The sequence below is a fragment of the Achromobacter sp. 18P8.1.1 genome, from assembly GCF_057799415.1.
Genome location: NZ_JBYOKH010000019.1, coordinates 84,632 through 103,453, shown reverse-complemented (window position 1 = coordinate 103,453; position 18,822 = coordinate 84,632). Strand labels below are relative to the sequence as shown.

Below are 18,822 nucleotides of genomic sequence, written 5' to 3'. Positions count from 1 at the left end.
CGCTGGGGGCGGCCCTGTCCAGCTTTGCCCAGCAAACGCAGGTGCTGCTGTCGTTCGACCCCGCGCTGGCCGTGGACATGGAGACGGCCGGCCTGCAGGGCGGGTACGGCGTGGACCAGGGCTTTGCCGCATTGCTGGCGGGCACTGGACTTGAAGCCGTGCGCCGGGCGGACGGCGATTACCTCTTGCAGCGCGTGGATGGCCAGCAGGCGATCCAGCTGGCGCCGGTGGTCGTGTTGGGGGCGGGCGCCACGACCGAAGGCACCGGGCTGTACACCGCCGACTGGATGCGTTCGGCCAACGGCCTGGTGCTGTCGCAGCGCGAGACGCCGCAATCGACCAGCGTGCTGACCCGCCAGCAGATGGACGACCGGTCCATCACGTCGGTACGCGACGTCATGGAAAACGCCACCGGCATGAATGTGCAGCAGGCGGAGTCCGAGCGGCTGAGCTACTACTCGCGCGGCTTTTCCATGGACACGTTCCAGTTCGACGGCGTGGTCAAGCCGCTGAACGGCATCTACCAATTCGGCGACGGCAACCTGGATCCCGTCATCTACGACCACGTGGAGATCATCCGCGGCGCGACCGGCCTGATGAGCGGCACCGGCAACCCCGGCGGCTCGGTGAACTTCATCCGCAAGCGGCCCACGCGCGAATTCCAGGGCGACTTCAAGCTGTCGGCCGGCACCGAAGACACCTACCGCGGTGAAGTGGACCTGTCCACGCCGTTCAATGAATCCGGCTCGGTGCGCGGGCGCATTGTCGGCGCCAAGGAACGGCGTGGCGACACCATGGACCTCTACAAGAAAAAGCGCGATGTGCTCTACGGCATCATCGAGGCGGACGTAGCCGACGCCACCACCATCAGTGTGGGCGGTTCGGTGCAGCGCACGCGTCCCAGCGGCATCAGCTGGGGCGGCTTGCCGGCCCTGGACGCCAATGGCAAGCCGATCGACTGGCCGAAGGGGCAGGCCATGGGCGCCAAATGGTCGCGCTGGGACACCGATTCGCACGAGTACTTCGCGCAGATCGACCACGGATTCGCCAACGGCTGGAACGCCCGCCTGTCGTACACCCGCCTGGAAAACAAGTTCGACGCGCCGCTGCTGTTCACGTCCGACGTGCCGGTGACCATCGACGGCTTCTCGACGCCGCCGCTGCTGCGCAAGTTCGTCGGCGGCAGTGACCAGGACGTGGTCGGCGGCTCGATGGACGGTGACTTCGACGCTTTCGGCCGCCGCCATCAGTTCAACATGGGCTTTTCGCATTCGGTCATCAAGGCGTGGAACCAAAGCTGGGACACCTCGGACCAGGCGACCTATCCCATTCCCGACGTGAAGAACTGGACGGGCGACTGGCCCGCGCCGAACTGGGACATCCTGGCGCTGTCGCAGACCAACCGCAACGAGCAGACGGGCGTCTACGGCACGTTGCGCCTGGGTCTGACCGACCGTTTGCACCTGTTGACCGGCGCGCGCTGGACCCGTTGGGAATCGACGGAAACCAGCTGGGGTGTGACGGGCTATTCCCACACGTACTCCGAGGTCACGCCGTATGTGGGCGTGACCTATGACCTGAACGACACCTACACCGCCTACGCCAGCTACACCAACATCTTCCAGCCGCAGATGGTGAAGACGCAGACGTGGGAGATGGCGGGGCCGGCATATGGCCACAACTACGAAGCGGGTCTGAAGGCGTCGTATCTGGATGGCCGCCTGAACGCGTCCGTGGCAGTGTTCCAGACCGACCAGAAGGATGTCGCCGAGTACGGCGGCTACGACTATGCGCACGACGACGGCTGGTACTACATCCTGGACGGGACCCGCACACGCGGGTTCGAGGCCGAGGTGGCCGGCGAAGTGATGCCGGGCTGGAACGTCTTCCTGGGCTACACGTACCGCCAGTCCAAGGACAACACCGGCAAGAAGGTGCAGACCACCCAGCCCGAGCAGCTGCTGAAACTGAGTACGGCATACCGCTTGCCGGGCGCGTGGAACAAGCTGACGGTGGGCGGCGGCGTGCGGTGGCAGAGCCAGACCAGCGCGCAGACCTATTACGGCCTGCAATCCGGCTCGATCGTGCAGAAGCCCTATGCGCTGTTCGACCTGATGGCGCAGTACAACTTCTCGGACAAGACGCAGCTGCAACTGAACGTGCGCAACCTGGCCGACAAGAAGTACTACCGCTCCATGGGCTTCTACAACTCGGTCTTCTATGGCGAAGGCCGCGCCGCGCTGGTCACGCTGACCCAGCGCTTCTGACGCCTAGCGCCACTCGCTGGCCTGGCTGAGCTTGGTCAACTGGTCATGCGTCAGCGTCAGGCTGGCGGCCTTGACCAGTTCGTCCAGCTGGGCGATCGAGGTGGCGCTGACGATGGGCGAGGTGATGCCGGGCTGCGCGATCTGCCAGGCCAGCGCGGCCTGCGCGGGCGTGCAGCCGGCGTCCTCGGAAACCTCGTCCAGCGCCTTCAGGATGCGCAGGCCCCGGTCGTTCAGGTACGTGTCGACAATCTTCTGGCCGCGCGCGCTTTTGCCCACATCGGCCGCGCTGCGGTACTTGCCGCTGAGAAAGCCGCTGGCCAGCGCGTAGTAGTTGATCGTGCCCATCTGCTGGGTCTTCACCAGGCTCTGCAAGCCGGATTCGAAGGGCTCGCGGCTGTACAGGTTGTATTCCGGCTGGATGCTTTCATAGCGCGGCAGGTCGTGCCGTTCCGCCGTGATCAGCGCTTCGGACAAGCGCACGGCCGTGTAGTTCGACGCGCCGATGGCGCGCACCTTGCCGGATTCGATGTGCTTGGCGTATTCCGCCAGCGTGTCGGTCAGCGGCGTATCGGGATCGTCCTTGTGGGACTGGTACAGGTCCACATGGTCCGTCTGCAGGCGGGCCAGCGATGCTTCCAGCGAACGGCGGATGTAGGCGGGCGCCAGGCCGCGGGCGTCGGGCCCCATCTCCATGCCGACTTTGGTGGCGATCAGCACGCGGTCGCGCTTGCCGGAACGCTTGAGCCATTTGCCAATCAGCGTTTCGGATTCGCCGCCCTGGTTACCCGGGACCCAGCGCGAATAGACGTCCGCGGTGTCGATGAAATTCAGGCCCGCGTCGACCAGGGCGTCCAGCAGCGAGTACGTGCCGGCTTCGTCGACGGTCCAGCCGAAGACGTTGCCGCCGAAGGTGAGTGGGGGGATTTGCAGGCCGGAACGGCCTAGAGCGCGTTTGATCATGGTAGGGCCTTTGGATGCGGCGGCAGGCTGCCGGGAAAGGGTGGTCCGCCGCCGGTTTAGTATATTGGCGCCGCGTGCCCCGGTGTGGGGCATGGGGTGAGCGGCATGCACCATTTCAGGGATTCCCCCCAAGTTATTTTGCTTGGCGGCAAGTTAGACTATACGGCTTTATGGCTAGCCAAACAGGCGGGAAGCCGCCGATGCAGCCATAACTACGAAACCCCCCACGAAACCCCCACGACAACCCCCAACGAACAACGATCAAGGGTTCAAGGAGCTTAGTATGCTGATCGGAAAAAAACATTTTCTGACGGTTGGCGCCATGGCGCTGGCGATGGCTATCGCCGCGCCTGTGGCCGCGCAGCAGAAGTCGGTGGCGATTACCGCCATCGTCGAGCACCCGGCGCTGGACGCCGTGCGTGACGGCGTGCAAGACGCGCTCAAGCAAGCCGGCTATGAAGCGGGCAAGAACCTGAAGTGGCAATATCAAAGCGCGCAGGGCAACAACGGCACCGCCGCGCAGATCGCCCGCAAGTTCGTGGGCGACAAGCCCGACGCCATCGTTGCGATCGCCACCCCGTCGGCCCAAGCCGTCGTGGCCGCCACGAAGGACGTGCCGGTGGTGTATTCCGCCGTGACCGATCCCGTTGCCGCCCAGCTGGTTGCCAGCATGGACGCCTCGGGCACCAACGTGACCGGCGTGTCGGACCTGCTGGCCCTGGACAAGCAGGTTGACCTGATCAAGAAGATCGTCCCCAACGCCAAGCGCGTGGGCATGGTCTACAACCCGGGCGAAGCCAATTCGGTCGTGGTCGTGAAGAAGCTCCAGGAAATCCTGCCCAAGTACGGCATGAGCCTGGTCGAAGCCGCTGCCCCGCGTTCGGTCGACGTGGCTTCCGCCGCGCGCAGCCTGATCGGCAAGGTCGACGTCATCTACACCAACACCGACAACAACGTCGTGTCGGCCTACGAATCGCTGGTGAAGGTCGGCAACGACGCCAAGATCCCGCTGATCGCCTCGGACACCGACAGCGTCAAGCGTGGCGGCATCGCCGCCCTGGGCATCAACTACCGCGACCTGGGCGTGCAGACGGGCAAGGTGGTCGTGCGCATCCTGAAGGGCGAAAAGCCCGGCGCGATCCCGTCGGAAACGATCTCCAAGCTTGAGCTGTATGTGAATCCGGGCGCTGCCGCCAAGCAAGGCGTGACCTTGTCGGATGCCATCATCAAGTCGGCCGCGGTGGTCGTGAAGTAAAGCGGTTCCGCGCGGACCCCGCCACGCCTATCCGGCGTGCGCGGGGTTTTTGTTAGGTTTTTTTGGTGTCTTGCCTTACCCCCAGGTCTTCAGGGCGGCAGCGTTCACAAGATGCTCGCGGCCCGGCGCAGTCTGCTGGTCTTGAATTGCCAGGTGCCCCGCCAACGCGGCGCGTGCCGCACCGGGCGTTTTTGCTCCCTGAATGGTCTTCTACGACTCCGCTTGCGGCATTGCCGACACGCGTGGAGACGCTTTGGCAGGAAACAAGCGAAAATGGCGGCCCGGGAAACGTTTATTGCGAAAGCTGGGGTAAAACTGACCCCCAAACGCAAGAAATCCGACGTTTCAAGTCTTTAATATGCACCTTCCTTACCCTGATTGGATTTGACCCATGTCATTGTTCTCGTTGTTAGGCGCGTTGGAGATCGGGCTGATCTTCAGCCTGGTGGCCTTGGGCGTGTTTATCTCCTTTCGCCTGCTGCGCTTCCCCGACCTGACCGTTGACGGCAGCTTCCCGCTGGGCGGCGCCGTCTGTGCCACGCTGATCGCGTCGGGCACCGATCCGTTTTCGGCAACCATCATCGCCACCTTCGCCGGCGCGGCCGCTGGGCTGGTCACGGGCTGGTTGAACGTGAAGCTCAAGATCATGGATCTGCTGGCCAGCATCCTGATGATGATCGCGCTGTACTCGATCAACCTGCGCATCATGGGCAAGCCCAACGTGCCGCTGATCACCGAACCCACTGTCTTCACGATCCTGCAACCGGGCTGGATTTCCGACTACGTCGCCCGCCCGCTGATCCTGATCGTGATCGTGATCCTGGCCAAGCTGGCGCTGGACTGGTTCTTCGCCACGCAGACCGGGCTGGCCGTGCGCGCCACCGGCTCCAACGGCCGCATGGCCCGCGCGCAGGGCGTCAACACCGGTCGCATGATCCTGGGCGGCATGGCGTTGTCGAACGCGCTGGTCGCCCTGGCCGGCGCGCTGTTCGCGCAGACCCAAGGCGGTTCGGACATCTCGATGGGCATCGGCACCATCGTGATCGGCCTGGCCGCGGTGATCGTCGGCGAAAGCATCCTGCCGTCGCGCAAACTGGTGCTGGCGACGCTTGCCGTCATTATTGGCGCCATCGTCTACCGCTTCTTCATCGCCCTGGCGTTGAACAGCGATTTCATCGGCCTGAAGGCACAAGACCTGAACCTCGTCACCGCGGTGCTGGTCACAGTCGCCCTGGTCATCCCGATGCTCAAGCGCCGCTTGGTCGGCAAGAAGGGATGAGCCCACCCCCGAAGCGCCTGCGGCTCTTCCCCCTCAAGGGGGCGCCGCTGGCGGACCGGCAAAGCCGGCTCCGCGGCGGCCCCGGTCGAGCTGCGTCGGCGTCATGCGGCGCGGGTGCTGCGACTGCACAATGGAGTACTTAAATGTTGTCCGCTAAAGATCTCAAGATTACTTTCAACGCCGGCACGCCCATCGAGACCCGTGCCCTGCGCGGCATGTCGCTGGAAATTCCGTCGGGCCAGTTCGTGACCGTCATCGGCTCCAACGGCGCCGGCAAGTCCACGTTCCTGAACGCCGTGTCGGGCGACCTGCCGGTCGATTCCGGCCGCATCGACATCAATGGCGTGGACGTTACGCGCCAGCCCGTCTGGGCGCGCGCCGGCCGCGTGGCCCGCGTGTTCCAGGATCCCATGGCCGGCACCTGCGAAGACCTGACCATCGAAGAAAACATGGCGCTGGCGCAAATGCGCGGCGCGCGGCGCGGCTTCGGCCGGGCCGTCAAGGCATCGATGAAGGACGGTTTCCGCGAACGCCTGTCCACCCTGGGCCTGGGGTTGGAAAACCGCCTGACCGACCGCATCGGTCTCTTGTCGGGCGGCCAGCGCCAGGCGGTCAGCCTGCTGATGGCGGCCTTGCAGCCGTCGCGCATCCTGCTGCTGGACGAGCACACCGCGGCGCTCGACCCGCGCACGGCGGACTTCGTGCTGCAGTTGACGGCCCGCATCGTCGCCGAGAACCAGCTGACCACCATGATGGTCACCCACAGCATGCGCCAGGCGCTGGACGTGGGCGACCGCACGGTCATGCTGCATCAAGGCCAGGTCGTGCTGGATGTGTCCGGCGACGAGCGCCGCGGCATGGACGTGCCTGACCTGCTGGCGATGTTCGAACGCGTGCGTGGCGAGAAGCTGTCGGACGACGCGCTGTTGCTCGGCTGATTCCGTCCGGTTCAAGTAAAAGCGCGCGGCCCGCAAAGGCCGCGCGCTTTTTTTCGTCGCGGGACAGGGCGCGGGTCGCAGCGCCTACGGCAACTCGCGCCAGCGCGCCAGAAGCAACGTTTCGATGTCATGCACGGGCAGGCCGGTGGCGCGGGCAACGGCATCGCGGTAGGGCGGCATGTTGGTGCACTCCAGCACGATGTTGCGCAGGCCGGAATCGCGCGCCGCGAGGCGCCGGGCGGCATCCACCACATTGCGTTCGACTTCGGCCAGATCCATCTCGGGGGCGTTCGCCAGGATGCGCGCGTGCATCTCGCAGCCGGGCGCGATGCCCTCGACGACGGCGTCGGCGGGAACGTCCACGGCGTCCAGAAGGGGGCGCGACAGCGACTGCGCATCGAAGGTCACGATGCCGACGCGGTCCAGGCCCCGGCATTGCAGCAGGCTGGAGGTGACGACGGGCACCGAAACGGCCGCCTGCAGCACCGTCTGGTACCTGGCCAGAAACCCGCAGCTGGTTGAGATCAGCCGGGCGCCCTGCGCGGCCAGCGCCACGGCCGCGTCCACGAAGGGTTGCAGGAAGGACGGGTCGGCGTCTTGCACGATCTTGCGCGGCGAGGCGCCTTGCACGGTCACGAAGCGCACCGGGATGCCGGCGCGCGAGTAGGTCTCGCGGTTGCCGACGTCGCCCGGGGGCCGCGGAAAGCGGGTGTCCAGCATCAGCACGCCCAGGAATCCGTCGGTGCGCATGGCTTAGCCTTCCACGCCGGGCGCGCGGTTAAAGCGCGCCAGAAAGGCGCGGGTGGCCTCGTTCCGAGGGTTGCCGATCACGACATCGGGCGGGCCGGCTTCCGCCACGACGCCGTCGCGCATGAAGACGACCTGGTCCGCCACTTCCTTGGCAAAGCCGATTTCGTGCGTCACGAGGATCATGGTCATGCCGTCGCGGGCCAAGCCCTTGATGACGTTCAACACTTCGCCCACCAGCTCGGGGTCCAGCGCCGACGTGGCCTCGTCGAACAGCATGACGGCTGGCTGCATCGCGAGCGCTCGGGCGATGGCCACGCGTTGCTTCTGGCCGCCCGACAGCTTGTCCGGAAAATAATCGGCGCGTTCCAGCAGGCCCACCTTGCCCAGCAGTTCGCGGGCCAGTGCCTCGGCTTCCTTTTTCGGCCGACGCAGCACGGTGACGGGACCTTCCATCACGTTTTGCAACGCGGTCATGTGCGGGAACAGGTTGAAGTGCTGGAACACCATGCCGGCGGATGCGCGAAAGCTGGCCAGCTTGCGTTCGCTGGGCAGCCGCGTGTGCGCGCCCTGGAAAGTCAGCGACTGGTTGCCTACCGTGATCTGGCCGCCGTCGGGGATCGTCAGCAGGTTGATGCAGCGAAGCAGGGTGGATTTGCCGGAGCCGGACGGGCCGATCAACGCCACGACCTGGCCCCGTTCGACTTGCAGGTTGATGTCCTTGAGCACTTCCTGATTGGCGAACGACTTGCGCAAGCCCTGGATGCTGATGATGGGGGTGCTCATGGTCATGCCTCTTTGCTGATGCCGCCGAATTCCAGCTTCTTGGCCCACATCGTGAACGGAAGCAGGATCACGAAGTACGCGACCGCGATGAAGGTGTAGATCTCTAGCGGGCGGTACGTATCGTGGGCGATGACCTGGCCCTGGTAGAGCAGGTCCGGCACGGCCAGTACCGAGAGCAGCGACGTGTTCTTCAGCTGCATGATCGATTGGTTCATCAGCGGCGGCACCATCTTCTTGAAGGCCTGCGGCAGCACCACGCGGCGCAGCGCCTGCGATGGCGTCATGCCCAGCGCCTTGGCGGCTTCGGTCTGTCCGGCATCGGTCGAAATGATGCCGCCGCGGATGATCTCCGAATAGAAGGCGCCGCCGTACAGCGCCAGGCATAGCGTGGCCGCCATGACCGGCGACATTTCAATGCCGGTCACGACAGGCAAGGCGTAGTAGAACCAGACCAGCTGCACCAGGACCGGCGTGCAGCGGAACACTTCGATGTAGGCCCGCAGCGGCGCCGTGATGAACACGTTGCGCGACAGCCGCCCAAGACCCGTCACAAGACCGATCGCCAGGCCCAGGAACACGCACAGGATGGTGAACAGGATCGTGTTCAGCACGCCGGTGGCGATCAGCTTGCGGTACTCCCAGAGCACGCTGAAATCCCAGTCGTAGTTGACGGCGTTTCCGGCGATGCTGTCCCATTTCTTGACGATCGCGAACAGTGCGACCGCGGCGACCGCGACAAAGAGCCAGGTCGTCAGGCGGGATCGGGAGGGAAGGGTTCCATTCTGGTCATTCATGGCGCAGGCCTTAGAACTTGATTTCGGGCGGGAACGCCTCGGGCGGCACGCCGGCGAGCTTTTGCATATTGCCCAGGATCACGCCGCGCACTTCGTCTTTCGCCCGGATGTCGGCCAGCCAGGCGTTGACGGCCTTCTGCAGGGAGTCGTCGCTTTCCTTGCGCAGGCCGATACTGACGGGCGCCGTCTCGACCGGAGCGGGGATGCTCATCGTGCCGATGTTCGGGCGCTTTTCCAGCAGCGGCTTGGCCAGCAGCACGACCAGGATCTGGCAGTCGGCGCGGCCCGAGGACAGCGCCAGGGTGGCGGCGCCCGAGTTCTCCAGGCGCGTCACGTTCGCCTTTTGCAGCACGCGAGTGGCCAGCTGGTCATGGCTGGAGCCCACGTCCACGACCACACGGGTCTCGGGTGTGTCCAGTTCGGCCCACGACTTGCCGACGAATCCCTTGCGGCAAACGGTGGTGTAGGTGTTGTTGAACAGCGTGTCCGAGAAGTTCACCACTTCCTTGCGGGCCGGGGTAGGCGCCATGCCGAACATCAGGTCGATCTTGTTGGTCTGGACGTCCAGCACCGAGTTGCCCCAGGTGGTTTCCAGGTATTCGGTCTTGACCCCCAGGCGAGCCGCGAACATCTCGGCGAAGTCGGGGCCGAAGCCTTCCCACTTGCCCGTATTGAGGTTCTTGTTGAAGTAGGGGATGGCGCCGGCGATGGCGCCGATGCGGATCGTCTTGGTGCGCATGATGCGCTCCATGGCGGTCTCGTTGGCGGATTGGGCCTGGGCGGCGCTCGGCAGGCCAAGACTGGCCAGGCTGGCCAGGGCAAGGACGGACGCCAGGAAATTACGTTTTGTGCTCATCGACTTCTCCTCAAAAGTGTGCGGGCTGCTAGATGAATCGGCCGGGGCGGAACGCGTGATGGTGCGCTCGGCTGGTGGCGTCCAACATCAGTTCGCCCAGTATCTTCGCCGTTCCTGGCGCCGTGCTGAATCCAATGTGCTGGTGGCCCAAGGCCAGCCACAGGCCGGGATGGCGCGGGGCCTCGCCGATCATCGGGCGGCTGTCGGGCAGCGTGGGCCGCCGGCCCAGCCAGGCGGCCGGATCCAGCCGTTCGCCCAGCGGGAAGGCCTCGCGCGCACGCGCTTCGGACAATTCCAGTTGCACCGGCCTGGCCGGCGCTTCGCAGTCGTCCAGCTCGACCCCCGTCGTCAGGCGCAGGCCGCGCGCCATGGGCGACAGCACATAGCCGCCGCCGGTGTCGTAGACCGGGCGGGATACGCGCGCGCCGTTCTGGCCGCTGTAGTGCATGTGATAACCGCGTTCGAACGCCATGGGCAGATCGATCCCCGTGGTCTTCAGCAGGCTTTTGGACCAGGGCCCCAGCGCCACGACCAGTTGATCGGCGCGCAGCGTTTCGGAACCCTGCGCGCCTTGTACGGTCCAGCCCTGGCCGTCGCGGCGGATGCCGCTGGCTGTCAAACACCTGAACGTGCCACCCGAGCGGCGGAAGAGGTCGGCGTAGGCCGCGACCACTTCATGCGGATCGTCTACCGAATACGAACCCTGGATCCACAGCGCCCGATGAAAGATCGGCGCCAGCGCGGGTTCCAGGTCGGCCAGTTCGGCCGGGGCCAGCGTCTGGGTCGGAACCTGGAATTGCGCGTAGGCCCGGCGGGACAGCTCACCGCCATTCCAGGCCTGTTCGGAGCGATACAGGAAAATCCAACCGGTGTCGCGCAGGCGATGCCGGGCGCCGCTGGCGTCCAGCAACCGCAGGTGTTCCGGCGCCGACAATCGGATCAGTTCGTCCAGCGCCGCCGCGGTTTCCTGAAAGACCGCCGGTCGGGCGTTCAACAGAAACCGGGCTGCCCAACCCAGGTTCTTCGCCAGGTAGCTGCGGCGGTAGCGGAACTGGACGGTGTCGTTCTTGAGCAATCGGGGCAACTGGCGCCACAAGCCGGGATGGTTGAACGGCATCAGCGAACTGCGCGCCAGGACGCCGGCGTTGCCCAGGGACGTTTCCATGCCAGGCTCCTGCCGGTCGACCAGGGTGACGGTGAGGCCTCGGCGCTGCAATTCCAGCGCGCAACAGACACCCACAATGCCCGCTCCCAGGACAATGACGTGCTTTCCCATGTGTAATTCTTTTAAGCGTCAAGGACGGCGATTGTATTGCAGCCCATACACGGCGATGAAGCACAATTGTGCTAGGTGTCCGTCAGGCCGACGGGGGCTTTTCACCCAGGATGCGGCCGGCCGCCACGACGCCCCACCACGAGGCTTCTTCGAAGACGGAATAACCCGACAAGTCCGCATGCGCGAACAGGATCGGCCCGTCGACGTTCCGCAGCGCGGCCAGTCCCGGGTTGGACAGATAGCCGCAGAGAGGGGAGGCCATCGCGTGGCCCCGCACGGTGATGTCAAGCCGGCGCGCGTTGCGCCAGAACTCGCGGCCATAAGCGGCGACCAGATCGGCGGCGGCTTCGTCGCGCAATGCTTGCGGGCTGGCCGTGGCCAGCCATTGCCGCGCGGCGTTCGGCGTCTGCCCGCTTAGCGCGTGATAAGCGGTGAATACCGTGCGCGGCGACCGGGTCACGCGCAGCAGTTGGTGCGTGGACACGACGTACCCCAGCGCGCGGCCTTGATAGACCACGTTGTCCCACGACAGCGGTTCGCCGGGCGCTTCCAGCGGGTAGCCTTCCAGCACGAAGTTGGACACCAGCCACGGCGCATGCGACGAGGCATGCACGGCAGGGTCATAGCCGTAAGCGCGGATGTCCGGCAGCAGGCGCTGGGCCACGAACAGCGGCATGGCGCAGACCGTGCGGCCCGATTGCACGGTGTAGGCCCCGGGCGTGGGGCCGTCCGTCACGCAGGTCGTGAGCGGGCCGGCGGGCGTTTCCGTCACCCGGACCGCGGTGCCCGCAAGCAGCCAACGGGTGTGCCCCAGCTTGTGGTTGATCGCGTCCCGCATGCGGTCCGTCAGCGCGGCCAGGCCGCCGGGCCAGGTCAGCACCGCGCCTTCGCCGGCGTTGGCGGCGTGGCCGTCGCGGCTGGCGAAGTAGTGCAGGCCGGCCCAGGCCGACACCACGTCGTACTGCGCGCCGTAGTCATCGCGGCAGCAGTAATTCAGATACCAGTGCAGGGCGGGCGACGTGTAGCCCTCGCGCTCCAGCCACTGCTTGAACGTCATGGCATCCAGCGCGCGCCACGCGGGGTCCTGCGACGACAGCACGATGGGAATGCTGAATACCTTGCGGCCGTCGCTTCCGACTTGCGTGTGCAACTGGTCGATCAGCGCCAGGAACCGATGGTGCTGTGCCACGTCGGCCTCGGGCAGCCCGGTCATGGGCAGCAGCCCGTCTTCCCAGTGCCCGTTGCGCAGCAGGCGCTCCTGCGGCGAATGCACCAGGATGGATTCGTCGTAGTACGGGCGCAGTTCGCCCGCGCCGCGTTCGATGATGCCGAAGTCGGCCAGCATCTCGCGCACGTGGGTAGACGCCATGGACGGCAGCGGCAGATAGTGCGCGCCCAGCGGGTAGTCCAGTTCGCCTTGGCGGCCGGCCGCCGCGTTGCCGGCGAATTCCGGGCCTTGGACCACGACGAAATCGGTGTAGCCCTCCCGCGCCAGTTTCCAGGCGCAGGACAGGCCGGCCACGCCGGCGCCCAGGATGGCGACGCCGTGCCGGTAGCTGGCGGACGGCACGGGCAGCGCCGCGCCGTCGCGCAAGGCGTGGCCGGCTTGCATGCCGGGGTAATGGACATCCGGGGTGGTCTCGACGATACGCGACCGGTAATAGCCGGCCGTGCCCGCCACCGCCGCCGTGGCGGTGGCCCCCAGCAGGAAGCTGCGGCGTCTCATCAGCGGATGACCTTGCGCCAGTCCTCGTCGAAATAACGCACGAGCGACTGCTCATTCAAGCGATTGGGCGGCATCGCCAGGGCAGGCATGTCGGCCGGGAAATGGAAGAGCTCGCGCGTGGTCGCAGGATCCAGGTAGCGCGTGGGCACGGTGATCTTGTCGGGGGGCGTGTAGTCGCGCCGCTTGCTGGCCAGGATGAAGCCCCAGTCGCCGAAGGACGGCACATAGGTGTGGTATGGCCACGTGTTCAGGCCGGCTTCCTTCAAGGTGGCGTCCACGCTCCAGAAAGAGCGCGGCGCGAAATAGGGCGACGTGGACTGGATCACCATGTAGCCGTTTTCGGCCAGGTGGCGCGCCATCAGGTGATAGACCGGCACCGAGTACAAGCGGCCAAGGCCGAAGTTCGACGGATCCGGGAAGTCCACCACGATGAAGTCGTAGACCTCGGCGTGGGTTTCCAGCCAGCGGCCGGCGTCGTCATTGATGACGGTGACGCGCGGGTCCTTCAACGACCCCTGGTTCAGCTTGACCAGCGGTTCCGAGCGCGAGAACAGCCCGGTCATGGCGGGGTCCAGGTCCACCAGCGTCACGTGCTCGATGTTCTTGTACTTGAGGATTTCGCGCACCGCCAGGCCATCGCCGCCGCCCAGCACCAGCACATTACGCGCCCAGGGCAGCGTCTGCAGGCCCGGATGCACCAGCGATTCGTGATAGCGGTGTTCGTCGCGCGACGAGAACTGCAGGTTGTTGTTGATGTACAGGCGCAGGTCGTCGTGCCAACGGGTCACGACCAGGCGCTGATAGGGCGTGGTTTCCGCGTGCACCACGTCGTCGCCGTACAGGCCTTTTTCGGCCCAGGCGGTCATGGCGCTGGAATAGATGAAGCCCAGCGCCAGGAAGCCGATCACCACGCAGGCGCGGATGGCCTTTTCGCCAGGGCGGCGGATTTCGGTGCGAAACAGCCAGGTGGTCCACAGCGCCACGCTGGCGTTCATGATGCCGAAGAGAAAGCTGGTGCGCAGCAGGCCCAGCTTGGGCGCCAGCAGCAACGGGAAGATCAGGGACACGGCCAGCGCGCCCAGGTAGTCGAACGTCAGCACGCGGCTGACGATTTCGCGGAATTCGGCCTTGCGCTGGTTGAAGACGCGCATCACCAGCGGGATTTCCATGCCCACCATCAGGCCGATGACGAACACCCCCACGTACAAGGCGGCGCGGAAGGGGGCGGACAGCCAGGCGAAAACCAGGAACAGGACGGCGGCGGACACCCCTCCCAATAATGCGACCAGCAGTTCGACGTCGATAAATCGATTCAAAACGTCTTCGTCTTTTACATATTTTGACAACCATGAGCCGATGCCCATGGCGAACAAATAGCAGCCGATGACGGAAGAGAACTGAAGTATCGAATCGCCCAGTAAATAGCTGGCCAGCGCGCTGCTGATGAGCTCATAGCCCAAACCGCAGGAGGCAACGATCAATACCGATAGGATGAGAACGCGGTCGCGCATGAGGTGTCCGACACGAAAAATGCGTTCGCAGTATATCGAACGCCGCGTATATACTGCGCGCAATTGGGAGGGTGGCAATGGGAGAAGCGATGCATCCGGCGGTGACCTATCTGATCTATATCGTCTCGGCGCTCGTCATGCTGGGCATTTTCACGGCGGTCTACACCGCCGTGACGCGCTACAAGGAATTCGAGCTGATCCGCGAAGGCAATATCGCCGCGGTGCTGTCCTACGGCGGCGCGCTCGTCGGTTTCAGCTTCACCCTGTGCTCCAGCATTGCCGTGCACGCCAGCTTCGTCATGTTCCTGGTGTGGGGCGTTGCCGCCATGGTGGTGCAGATCGTCGTGTACGTCGTGGTCGCGCAGACCATCCGTGGCATGAACGAAGCCATCGAACAAAACAATATCGCCATGGGCGGCCTGATCGGCGCGATCTCGCTGTCCGCCGGCGTCGTCAACGCCGCCTGCCTGACCTGAGGCAGGCGCGCCGCATCCGATCTGACACGGGAGGACAATCCATGAGTCTCGGTTCATTTATCCGCAAGCAGTTCATTGACATCCTGCAATGGAACGAGGATCGCGATGGCGTGCTCGCCTGGCGCCATCCGATGCAGGATTTCGAAATCCAGTACGGCGCCAGCCTGACCGTGCGCGAATCGCAGATGGCGGTGTTCGTCAACGAAGGCAAGGTGGCCGACGTGTTCGGCCCCGGTATGTATAAGCTGACTACGCAGACGCTGCCGGTCCTGACGTACCTGAAGAACTGGGACAAGCTGTTCGAGTCGCCCTTCAAGTCGGACGTGATCTTCTTCAGCACGCGCCTGCAGCTGGGCCGCCGCTGGGGTACCGCGCAGCCGGTGACGCTGCGCGACAGCGAATTCGGCATGGTGCGGCTGCGAGCCTTCGGCGTGTATTCCTACCAGATCACCGACCCCGCCAAGTTCTATCGCGAAATCAGCGGCACGCGCGACGAATACACCGTTGACGACCTGGAAGCGCAGTTGCGCAACATGGTGGTCGCGGCGATGACGACGGCGCTGGGCGGCTCCAAGGTGCCGTTCCTGGACATCGCCGGCAACCAGGGCCTGATGTCGCAAAGCATTAGCGAACAACTAGCGCCGGTGTTCGACCGTTACGGCGTCAAGCTGGACAACTTCACCGTTGAAAACGTGTCGTTGCCCGAAGAACTGCAAAAGGCGCTGGATACGCGGATTTCGATGGGCATGGCGGGCGATCTGGGCAAATTCACCCAGTACCAGACGGCCACGTCGATCCCGTTGGCGGCGCAGAACGAAGGCGGCATCGCCGGCATCGGTGCGGGCCTGGCGGCCGGCGCCGCCCTGGGCCAGACCATGGCGGCCGGCCTGGGCGTAGGCCAGGGCCAGCCGGCCCAGCAAGCGCAGCCTGCCCAGCAGGCCGCGCCGGCTGCCGCGGCCGTCGACCCGGTCGCGCGGCTGCAGCAGCTCAAGGACTTGCTGGACAAGGGGTTGATCACCGCCGCCGACTACGACACGGCCAAGGCGGAAGTGCTGAAGAAACTCACCAGCTAAGGCCCCATGCAGCAGGTTCTGTGTCCGCAGTGCGGCGCCCCGGTCAAGTTCACGTCCACGGCTTCGGTCATGGCGGTCTGCGGCGCTTGCCGCAGCACCTTGTTGAAAGATGCCGATTCGGTCAGGCGCATCGGCGAAATGGCCGACGTGCTGGAAGACTATTCGCCCCTGTGCCTGGGGGCGACCGGCAAGTCCGACAGCAAGCGCTTCGACGTGGTCGGCCGCATCCAGCTGCGTTTTGACGAAGGCTACTGGAACGAGTGGTATGTCTGGTTCGAAGACGGGACCGACGGCTGGCTGTCGGACGCCTCGGGCCAGTACGCCCTGACGCGCCGCCGCAAGGTCAAGTCCACGCAGGGCATGCCGGCCTTTGCCGACATCGCGCCCGGCGACGAGCTGAAGCTGGACGGCCAGCGTTTCATTGCCGCCGACGTGCGGGCCTGCAAGGCGGGTGGGGCGCAGGGCGAACTGCCGTTTGTGCCCGGCGACGGCTGGGAGGCCAAGGTGGCGGATTTCCGCAGCCTGGACGCCTTCCTGACGCTGGATTTTTCCGACGGCCCCGAGCCGGAGCTCTACATCGGCCGCGCGTTCGACCTGTCCGCCATGCAGGCGGGGTCCTTGCGCACCAACGAGCAAGTCGAGGAAACGGCCGGCCGGTTCCGCGGCCAGATCAAGGCGCTGGAGTGCCCGAATTGCGGTGGCCCCATCAGCTTCGTGGCCGCCATGGCCACCCAGGTGGTCTGCCCGTCCTGCGCGGCGACGGTGGATTGCTCGGGCCCCACGGCGGAAGTCATCGAGAAGGCGAACAAGGTCAAGTCGATCAAGACCACGCTGTCGCTCGGTGCGGTGGCCAAGATCGACGGCGCCAGCTTCACGCTGATCGGCCTGATGAAATGCGCCGACCCGGATCCCGAAGAGCCCTCGGACTGGATCGAATACCTGCTGTTCAATCCGCAGAAGGGCTTTATCTGGCTGGTGGAAACGGACGAAGGCTGGGAGCGCGTGCAGGTGTGCGACACCTGGCCCAGCTACAACAACGCGACCAGCGTGCGTTGGCGTTCCAAGCTGTACCAGAAGCTGTACGACTACACCTCGCGCGTGGAAGTGCCGCTGGGCGCGTTCAACTGGCGCGTCAAGGCGGGCGACACGACTAAGATCACCGACTACAAGGCCGGCACGCTGAAACTGACGCGCGAACTGGGTGAGGCCGAACTCGGCTGGTCGGCTGCGGCGCCTGTTGCTCCTGCGCAATTGGCCGAATGGTTCGGCAACGCCGAACTGGCCAAGCAGAAGTCCCTGCCGCTGGGCGGCAAGCCGGGCGGCTACGGCAAATGGGCGTGGTTTGCCACGATCGGGATGCTGTTCCTGAACATGGGCAATATCTTCAATGGCCGCTTTGTCCCGATTCTGATCGGGTTGGCGTTCCTGTGGTTCCCCGCCAAGCTGGCGGACAAGCTCTCCGGAAAGGACGAATAGGACGATGGGCAAGTTCCTGTATGCCATCTATGCCCTGGTCGTGGTGATGGCCGCCACCGGCGCCAGCTCCCCCGGCGTCCGCATGGCGGGCGGAAGCGGCGGCAGCAGCAGTAGCAGCTGGGGCAGCAGTTCGTCCGGCAGTTCGGGCTGGTCGTCCGGCGGATCCCACAAGTGACGGTGCATGCCACGCCCGGCCGCCACGTGCTGGCGGATTTCCGCGGCGTCGCGGCCGATCGCCTGACCGATCCCGCCGCGCTCGAGGCGCAGATGATCGCGGCCGCCCAGGCCGCCGGCGCCCAGGTCCTGAGCGCCCACTTCCATCATTTCGGCGAAGGCGCCGGCGTGACCGGCGTGGTCATGCTGAGCGAATCCCACATCAGCATCCATTCCTGGCCGGAACACCGTTACGCGGCCCTGGACATCTTCATGTGCGGGGCGGCAGAGCCTGAACGGGCACTGGCCTGCCTGCAAGCCGCGCTGGCGCCCGAGTCGGTGCGCGTCACGACGGTCGCCCGCGGCTGAACCGTGCCTTTTTCCCCTGTTTGATCTGGCTCAATTTGCGCTTTGGCCGCAAATTGACTAGCGTTATATACCTATATATATTTCGTTACCGATATCGCGATTCCCGAGGAGAAGATCATGTCTTGCAAACGCCCTTTGCTGGCGCTGTCCCTGGCGCTGTCCGCCTTCTGGGGCGCCAGCGCCCACGCCGGCGACCTGGTCGTGTCCGCCGCTGCCAGCCTGACCAACGCATTCAAGGAAGTGGCGCAAGGCTACGAGAAGGCGAACCCCGGCACCAAGGTCGTCCTGAACTTCGGCGCATCCGATGTGCTGCTGCAGCAGATCGTGAAGGGCGCGCCCGCTGACGTATTCGCCTCAGCCGACCAGAAGGCGATGGACAAGGCCGTCGAGGAAAAGGCCGTCAAGCCCGCCTCCCGCGTGGACTTCGCCGCCAACCAGATCGTGCTGATCGTCCCGACGGACAGCAAGGCCAACATCACGACCCTGAAAGACCTGACGCGCGACGACGTCAAGCGCATCGCCTACGGCAACCCGGCTTCGGTGCCGGTCGGCCGCTACACGCAAGGCGCGCTGGAAGCCGCCGGACTGTGGAGCGCCGTGCAGGCAAAGAGCGTGCTGGCTCAGAACGTGCGCCAAAGCCTGGACTACGTGTCGCGCGGCGAAGTGGATGCCGGCTTCGTGTTCGCCACCGACGCCGCCATCATGCCGGACAAGGTCAAGGTCGCCGTGCGCGTGCCGTCGCAAACACCGGTCACCTATCCCATCGCCGTGACGACGCGTGAAGCCGCCGCCAAGGAAGCCGCAAGCTTCGTGGCCTATGTGCTGTCGCCCGCCGGCCAGGAAATCCTGTCCCGCTACGGCTTCCAGAAGCCCTGAGCCT

Annotated in this window: 18 protein-coding genes; 10 read left to right on the top strand and 8 right to left on the bottom strand. The window is 65.2% G+C overall.

Features of this window, described 5'->3' with window-relative positions:
- Positions 1-2,267: TonB-dependent siderophore receptor (locus AC27VE_RS14510; protein WP_488704252.1), on the top strand; the 2,267-nt coding region annotated here is incomplete at its 5' end.
- Between the two features lie 3 nt (positions 2,268-2,270).
- On the opposite strand, the gene AC27VE_RS14505 is transcribed toward AC27VE_RS14510, so the two are convergent.
- Complete coding sequence (locus AC27VE_RS14505) at positions 2,271-3,227, bottom strand: aldo/keto reductase (RefSeq protein ID WP_006225648.1); 957 nt, start codon at positions 3,225-3,227, stop codon at positions 2,271-2,273.
- 283 nt (positions 3,228-3,510) lie between these two features.
- On the opposite strand from AC27VE_RS14505, the gene AC27VE_RS14500 reads away from it, so the two are divergent.
- The 3 genes from AC27VE_RS14500 to AC27VE_RS14490 all read left to right on the top strand — a co-directional run bounded on the left by AC27VE_RS14500 (position 3,511) and on the right by AC27VE_RS14490 (position 6,699).
- The gene (locus tag AC27VE_RS14500) at positions 3,511-4,482 is read left to right on the top strand and encodes an ABC transporter substrate-binding protein (protein WP_006225649.1); all 972 of its coding nucleotides are present in this window, start codon (positions 3,511-3,513) and stop codon (positions 4,480-4,482) included.
- 391 nt (positions 4,483-4,873) lie between these two features.
- A complete protein-coding gene (locus AC27VE_RS14495; protein ID WP_006225650.1) occupies positions 4,874-5,761 on the top strand; it encodes an ABC transporter permease in 888 nt (295 codons plus the stop codon).
- A 143-nt stretch (positions 5,762-5,904) separates the two neighbouring features.
- Positions 5,905-6,699, top strand: a complete 795-nt coding sequence (locus AC27VE_RS14490) for an ABC transporter ATP-binding protein (protein ID WP_427962485.1) — start codon at positions 5,905-5,907, stop codon at positions 6,697-6,699.
- An 84-nt stretch (positions 6,700-6,783) separates the two neighbouring features.
- On the opposite strand, the gene AC27VE_RS14485 is transcribed toward AC27VE_RS14490, so the two are convergent.
- The 7 genes from AC27VE_RS14485 to AC27VE_RS14455 all read right to left on the bottom strand — a co-directional run bounded on the left by AC27VE_RS14485 (position 6,784) and on the right by AC27VE_RS14455 (position 14,395).
- Positions 6,784-7,449 (bottom strand): aspartate/glutamate racemase family protein, encoded by a 666-nt coding sequence (locus AC27VE_RS14485; protein WP_488704251.1) that lies wholly within the window; start codon positions 7,447-7,449, stop codon positions 6,784-6,786.
- A 3-nt stretch (positions 7,450-7,452) separates the two neighbouring features.
- Positions 7,453-8,232 (bottom strand): amino acid ABC transporter ATP-binding protein, encoded by a 780-nt coding sequence (locus tag AC27VE_RS14480; RefSeq protein WP_488704250.1) that lies wholly within the window; start codon positions 8,230-8,232, stop codon positions 7,453-7,455.
- Positions 8,233-8,234: 2 nt separating this feature from the next.
- Positions 8,235-9,026 carry an amino acid ABC transporter permease gene (locus tag AC27VE_RS14475; RefSeq protein ID WP_315135397.1) on the bottom strand — a complete coding sequence of 264 codons (792 nt, stop codon included), beginning with the start codon at positions 9,024-9,026 and terminating at the stop codon, positions 8,235-8,237.
- A gap of 10 nt (positions 9,027-9,036) precedes the next feature.
- A complete protein-coding gene (locus AC27VE_RS14470) occupies positions 9,037-9,882 on the bottom strand; it encodes a transporter substrate-binding domain-containing protein (RefSeq protein ID WP_088588994.1) in 846 nt (281 codons plus the stop codon).
- Between the two features lie 28 nt (positions 9,883-9,910).
- A complete protein-coding gene (locus AC27VE_RS14465; RefSeq protein ID WP_488704249.1) occupies positions 9,911-11,158 on the bottom strand; it encodes an NAD(P)/FAD-dependent oxidoreductase in 1,248 nt (415 codons plus the stop codon).
- Between the two features lie 82 nt (positions 11,159-11,240).
- Positions 11,241-12,884, bottom strand: a complete 1,644-nt coding sequence (locus AC27VE_RS14460; RefSeq protein ID WP_488704248.1) for an NAD(P)-binding protein — start codon at positions 12,882-12,884, stop codon at positions 11,241-11,243.
- On the bottom strand, positions 12,884-14,395 hold the full coding sequence (locus tag AC27VE_RS14455) for a polyamine aminopropyltransferase (protein ID WP_006225655.1): 1,512 nt from the start codon (positions 14,393-14,395) through the stop codon (positions 12,884-12,886). The genes AC27VE_RS14460 and AC27VE_RS14455 overlap by 1 nt, the downstream gene beginning before the upstream one ends.
- 89 nt (positions 14,396-14,484) lie before the next feature.
- Between AC27VE_RS14455 and AC27VE_RS14450 the strand changes: the two genes are divergently transcribed.
- The 6 genes from AC27VE_RS14450 (at position 14,485) to modA (ending at position 18,818) form a co-directional block, all read left to right on the top strand.
- A complete protein-coding gene (locus AC27VE_RS14450; protein WP_006225656.1) occupies positions 14,485-14,871 on the top strand; it encodes a DUF350 domain-containing protein in 387 nt (128 codons plus the stop codon).
- Between the two features lie 41 nt (positions 14,872-14,912).
- Positions 14,913-15,944 carry an SPFH domain-containing protein gene (locus AC27VE_RS14445; RefSeq protein WP_006225657.1) on the top strand — a complete coding sequence of 344 codons (1,032 nt, stop codon included), beginning with the start codon at positions 14,913-14,915 and terminating at the stop codon, positions 15,942-15,944.
- Positions 15,945-15,950: 6 nt separating this feature from the next.
- Positions 15,951-17,420 carry a DUF4178 domain-containing protein gene (locus tag AC27VE_RS14440; protein ID WP_424624888.1) on the top strand — a complete coding sequence of 490 codons (1,470 nt, stop codon included), beginning with the start codon at positions 15,951-15,953 and terminating at the stop codon, positions 17,418-17,420.
- A 4-nt stretch (positions 17,421-17,424) separates the two neighbouring features.
- Positions 17,425-17,595, top strand: a complete 171-nt coding sequence (locus tag AC27VE_RS14435) for a hypothetical protein (RefSeq protein ID WP_427962495.1) — start codon at positions 17,425-17,427, stop codon at positions 17,593-17,595.
- Positions 17,592-17,942 carry an adenosylmethionine decarboxylase gene (speD, locus tag AC27VE_RS14430; protein ID WP_006225659.1) on the top strand — a complete coding sequence of 117 codons (351 nt, stop codon included), beginning with the start codon at positions 17,592-17,594 and terminating at the stop codon, positions 17,940-17,942. The genes AC27VE_RS14435 and speD overlap by 4 nt, the downstream gene beginning before the upstream one ends.
- Positions 17,943-18,059: 117 nt before the next feature.
- On the top strand, positions 18,060-18,818 hold the full coding sequence (gene modA / locus AC27VE_RS14425; protein WP_488704247.1) for a molybdate ABC transporter substrate-binding protein: 759 nt from the start codon (positions 18,060-18,062) through the stop codon (positions 18,816-18,818).
- Positions 18,819-18,822: the final 4 nt, after the last annotated feature.

What these genes read in the sequence shown, in the direction of transcription:
- AC27VE_RS14445 (WP_006225657.1), top strand. Translation starts at nt 14,913, where the DNA reads ATGAGTCTCGGTTCATTTATCCGCAAGCAGTTCATTGACATCCTGCAA.
- AC27VE_RS14505 (WP_006225648.1), bottom strand. Translation starts at nt 3,227, where the DNA reads ATGATCAAACGCGCTCTAGGCCGTTCCGGCCTGCAAATCCCCCCACTC.
- AC27VE_RS14435 (WP_427962495.1), top strand. Translation starts at nt 17,425, where the DNA reads ATGGGCAAGTTCCTGTATGCCATCTATGCCCTGGTCGTGGTGATGGCC.
- AC27VE_RS14440 (WP_424624888.1), top strand. Translation starts at nt 15,951, where the DNA reads ATGCAGCAGGTTCTGTGTCCGCAGTGCGGCGCCCCGGTCAAGTTCACG.
- AC27VE_RS14500 (WP_006225649.1), top strand. Translation starts at nt 3,511, where the DNA reads ATGCTGATCGGAAAAAAACATTTTCTGACGGTTGGCGCCATGGCGCTG.
- AC27VE_RS14475 (WP_315135397.1), bottom strand. Translation starts at nt 9,026, where the DNA reads ATGAATGACCAGAATGGAACCCTTCCCTCCCGATCCCGCCTGACGACC.
- AC27VE_RS14450 (WP_006225656.1), top strand. Translation starts at nt 14,485, where the DNA reads ATGCATCCGGCGGTGACCTATCTGATCTATATCGTCTCGGCGCTCGTC.
- AC27VE_RS14465 (WP_488704249.1), bottom strand. Translation starts at nt 11,158, where the DNA reads ATGGGAAAGCACGTCATTGTCCTGGGAGCGGGCATTGTGGGTGTCTGT.
- AC27VE_RS14490 (WP_427962485.1), top strand. Translation starts at nt 5,905, where the DNA reads ATGTTGTCCGCTAAAGATCTCAAGATTACTTTCAACGCCGGCACGCCC.
- AC27VE_RS14480 (WP_488704250.1), bottom strand. Translation starts at nt 8,232, where the DNA reads ATGAGCACCCCCATCATCAGCATCCAGGGCTTGCGCAAGTCGTTCGCC.
- AC27VE_RS14455 (WP_006225655.1), bottom strand. Translation starts at nt 14,395, where the DNA reads ATGCGCGACCGCGTTCTCATCCTATCGGTATTGATCGTTGCCTCCTGC.
- AC27VE_RS14460 (WP_488704248.1), bottom strand. Translation starts at nt 12,884, where the DNA reads ATGAGACGCCGCAGCTTCCTGCTGGGGGCCACCGCCACGGCGGCGGTG.
- AC27VE_RS14470 (WP_088588994.1), bottom strand. Translation starts at nt 9,882, where the DNA reads ATGAGCACAAAACGTAATTTCCTGGCGTCCGTCCTTGCCCTGGCCAGC.
- AC27VE_RS14495 (WP_006225650.1), top strand. Translation starts at nt 4,874, where the DNA reads ATGTCATTGTTCTCGTTGTTAGGCGCGTTGGAGATCGGGCTGATCTTC.
- AC27VE_RS14485 (WP_488704251.1), bottom strand. Translation starts at nt 7,449, where the DNA reads ATGCGCACCGACGGATTCCTGGGCGTGCTGATGCTGGACACCCGCTTT.
- modA (WP_488704247.1), top strand. Translation starts at nt 18,060, where the DNA reads ATGTCTTGCAAACGCCCTTTGCTGGCGCTGTCCCTGGCGCTGTCCGCC.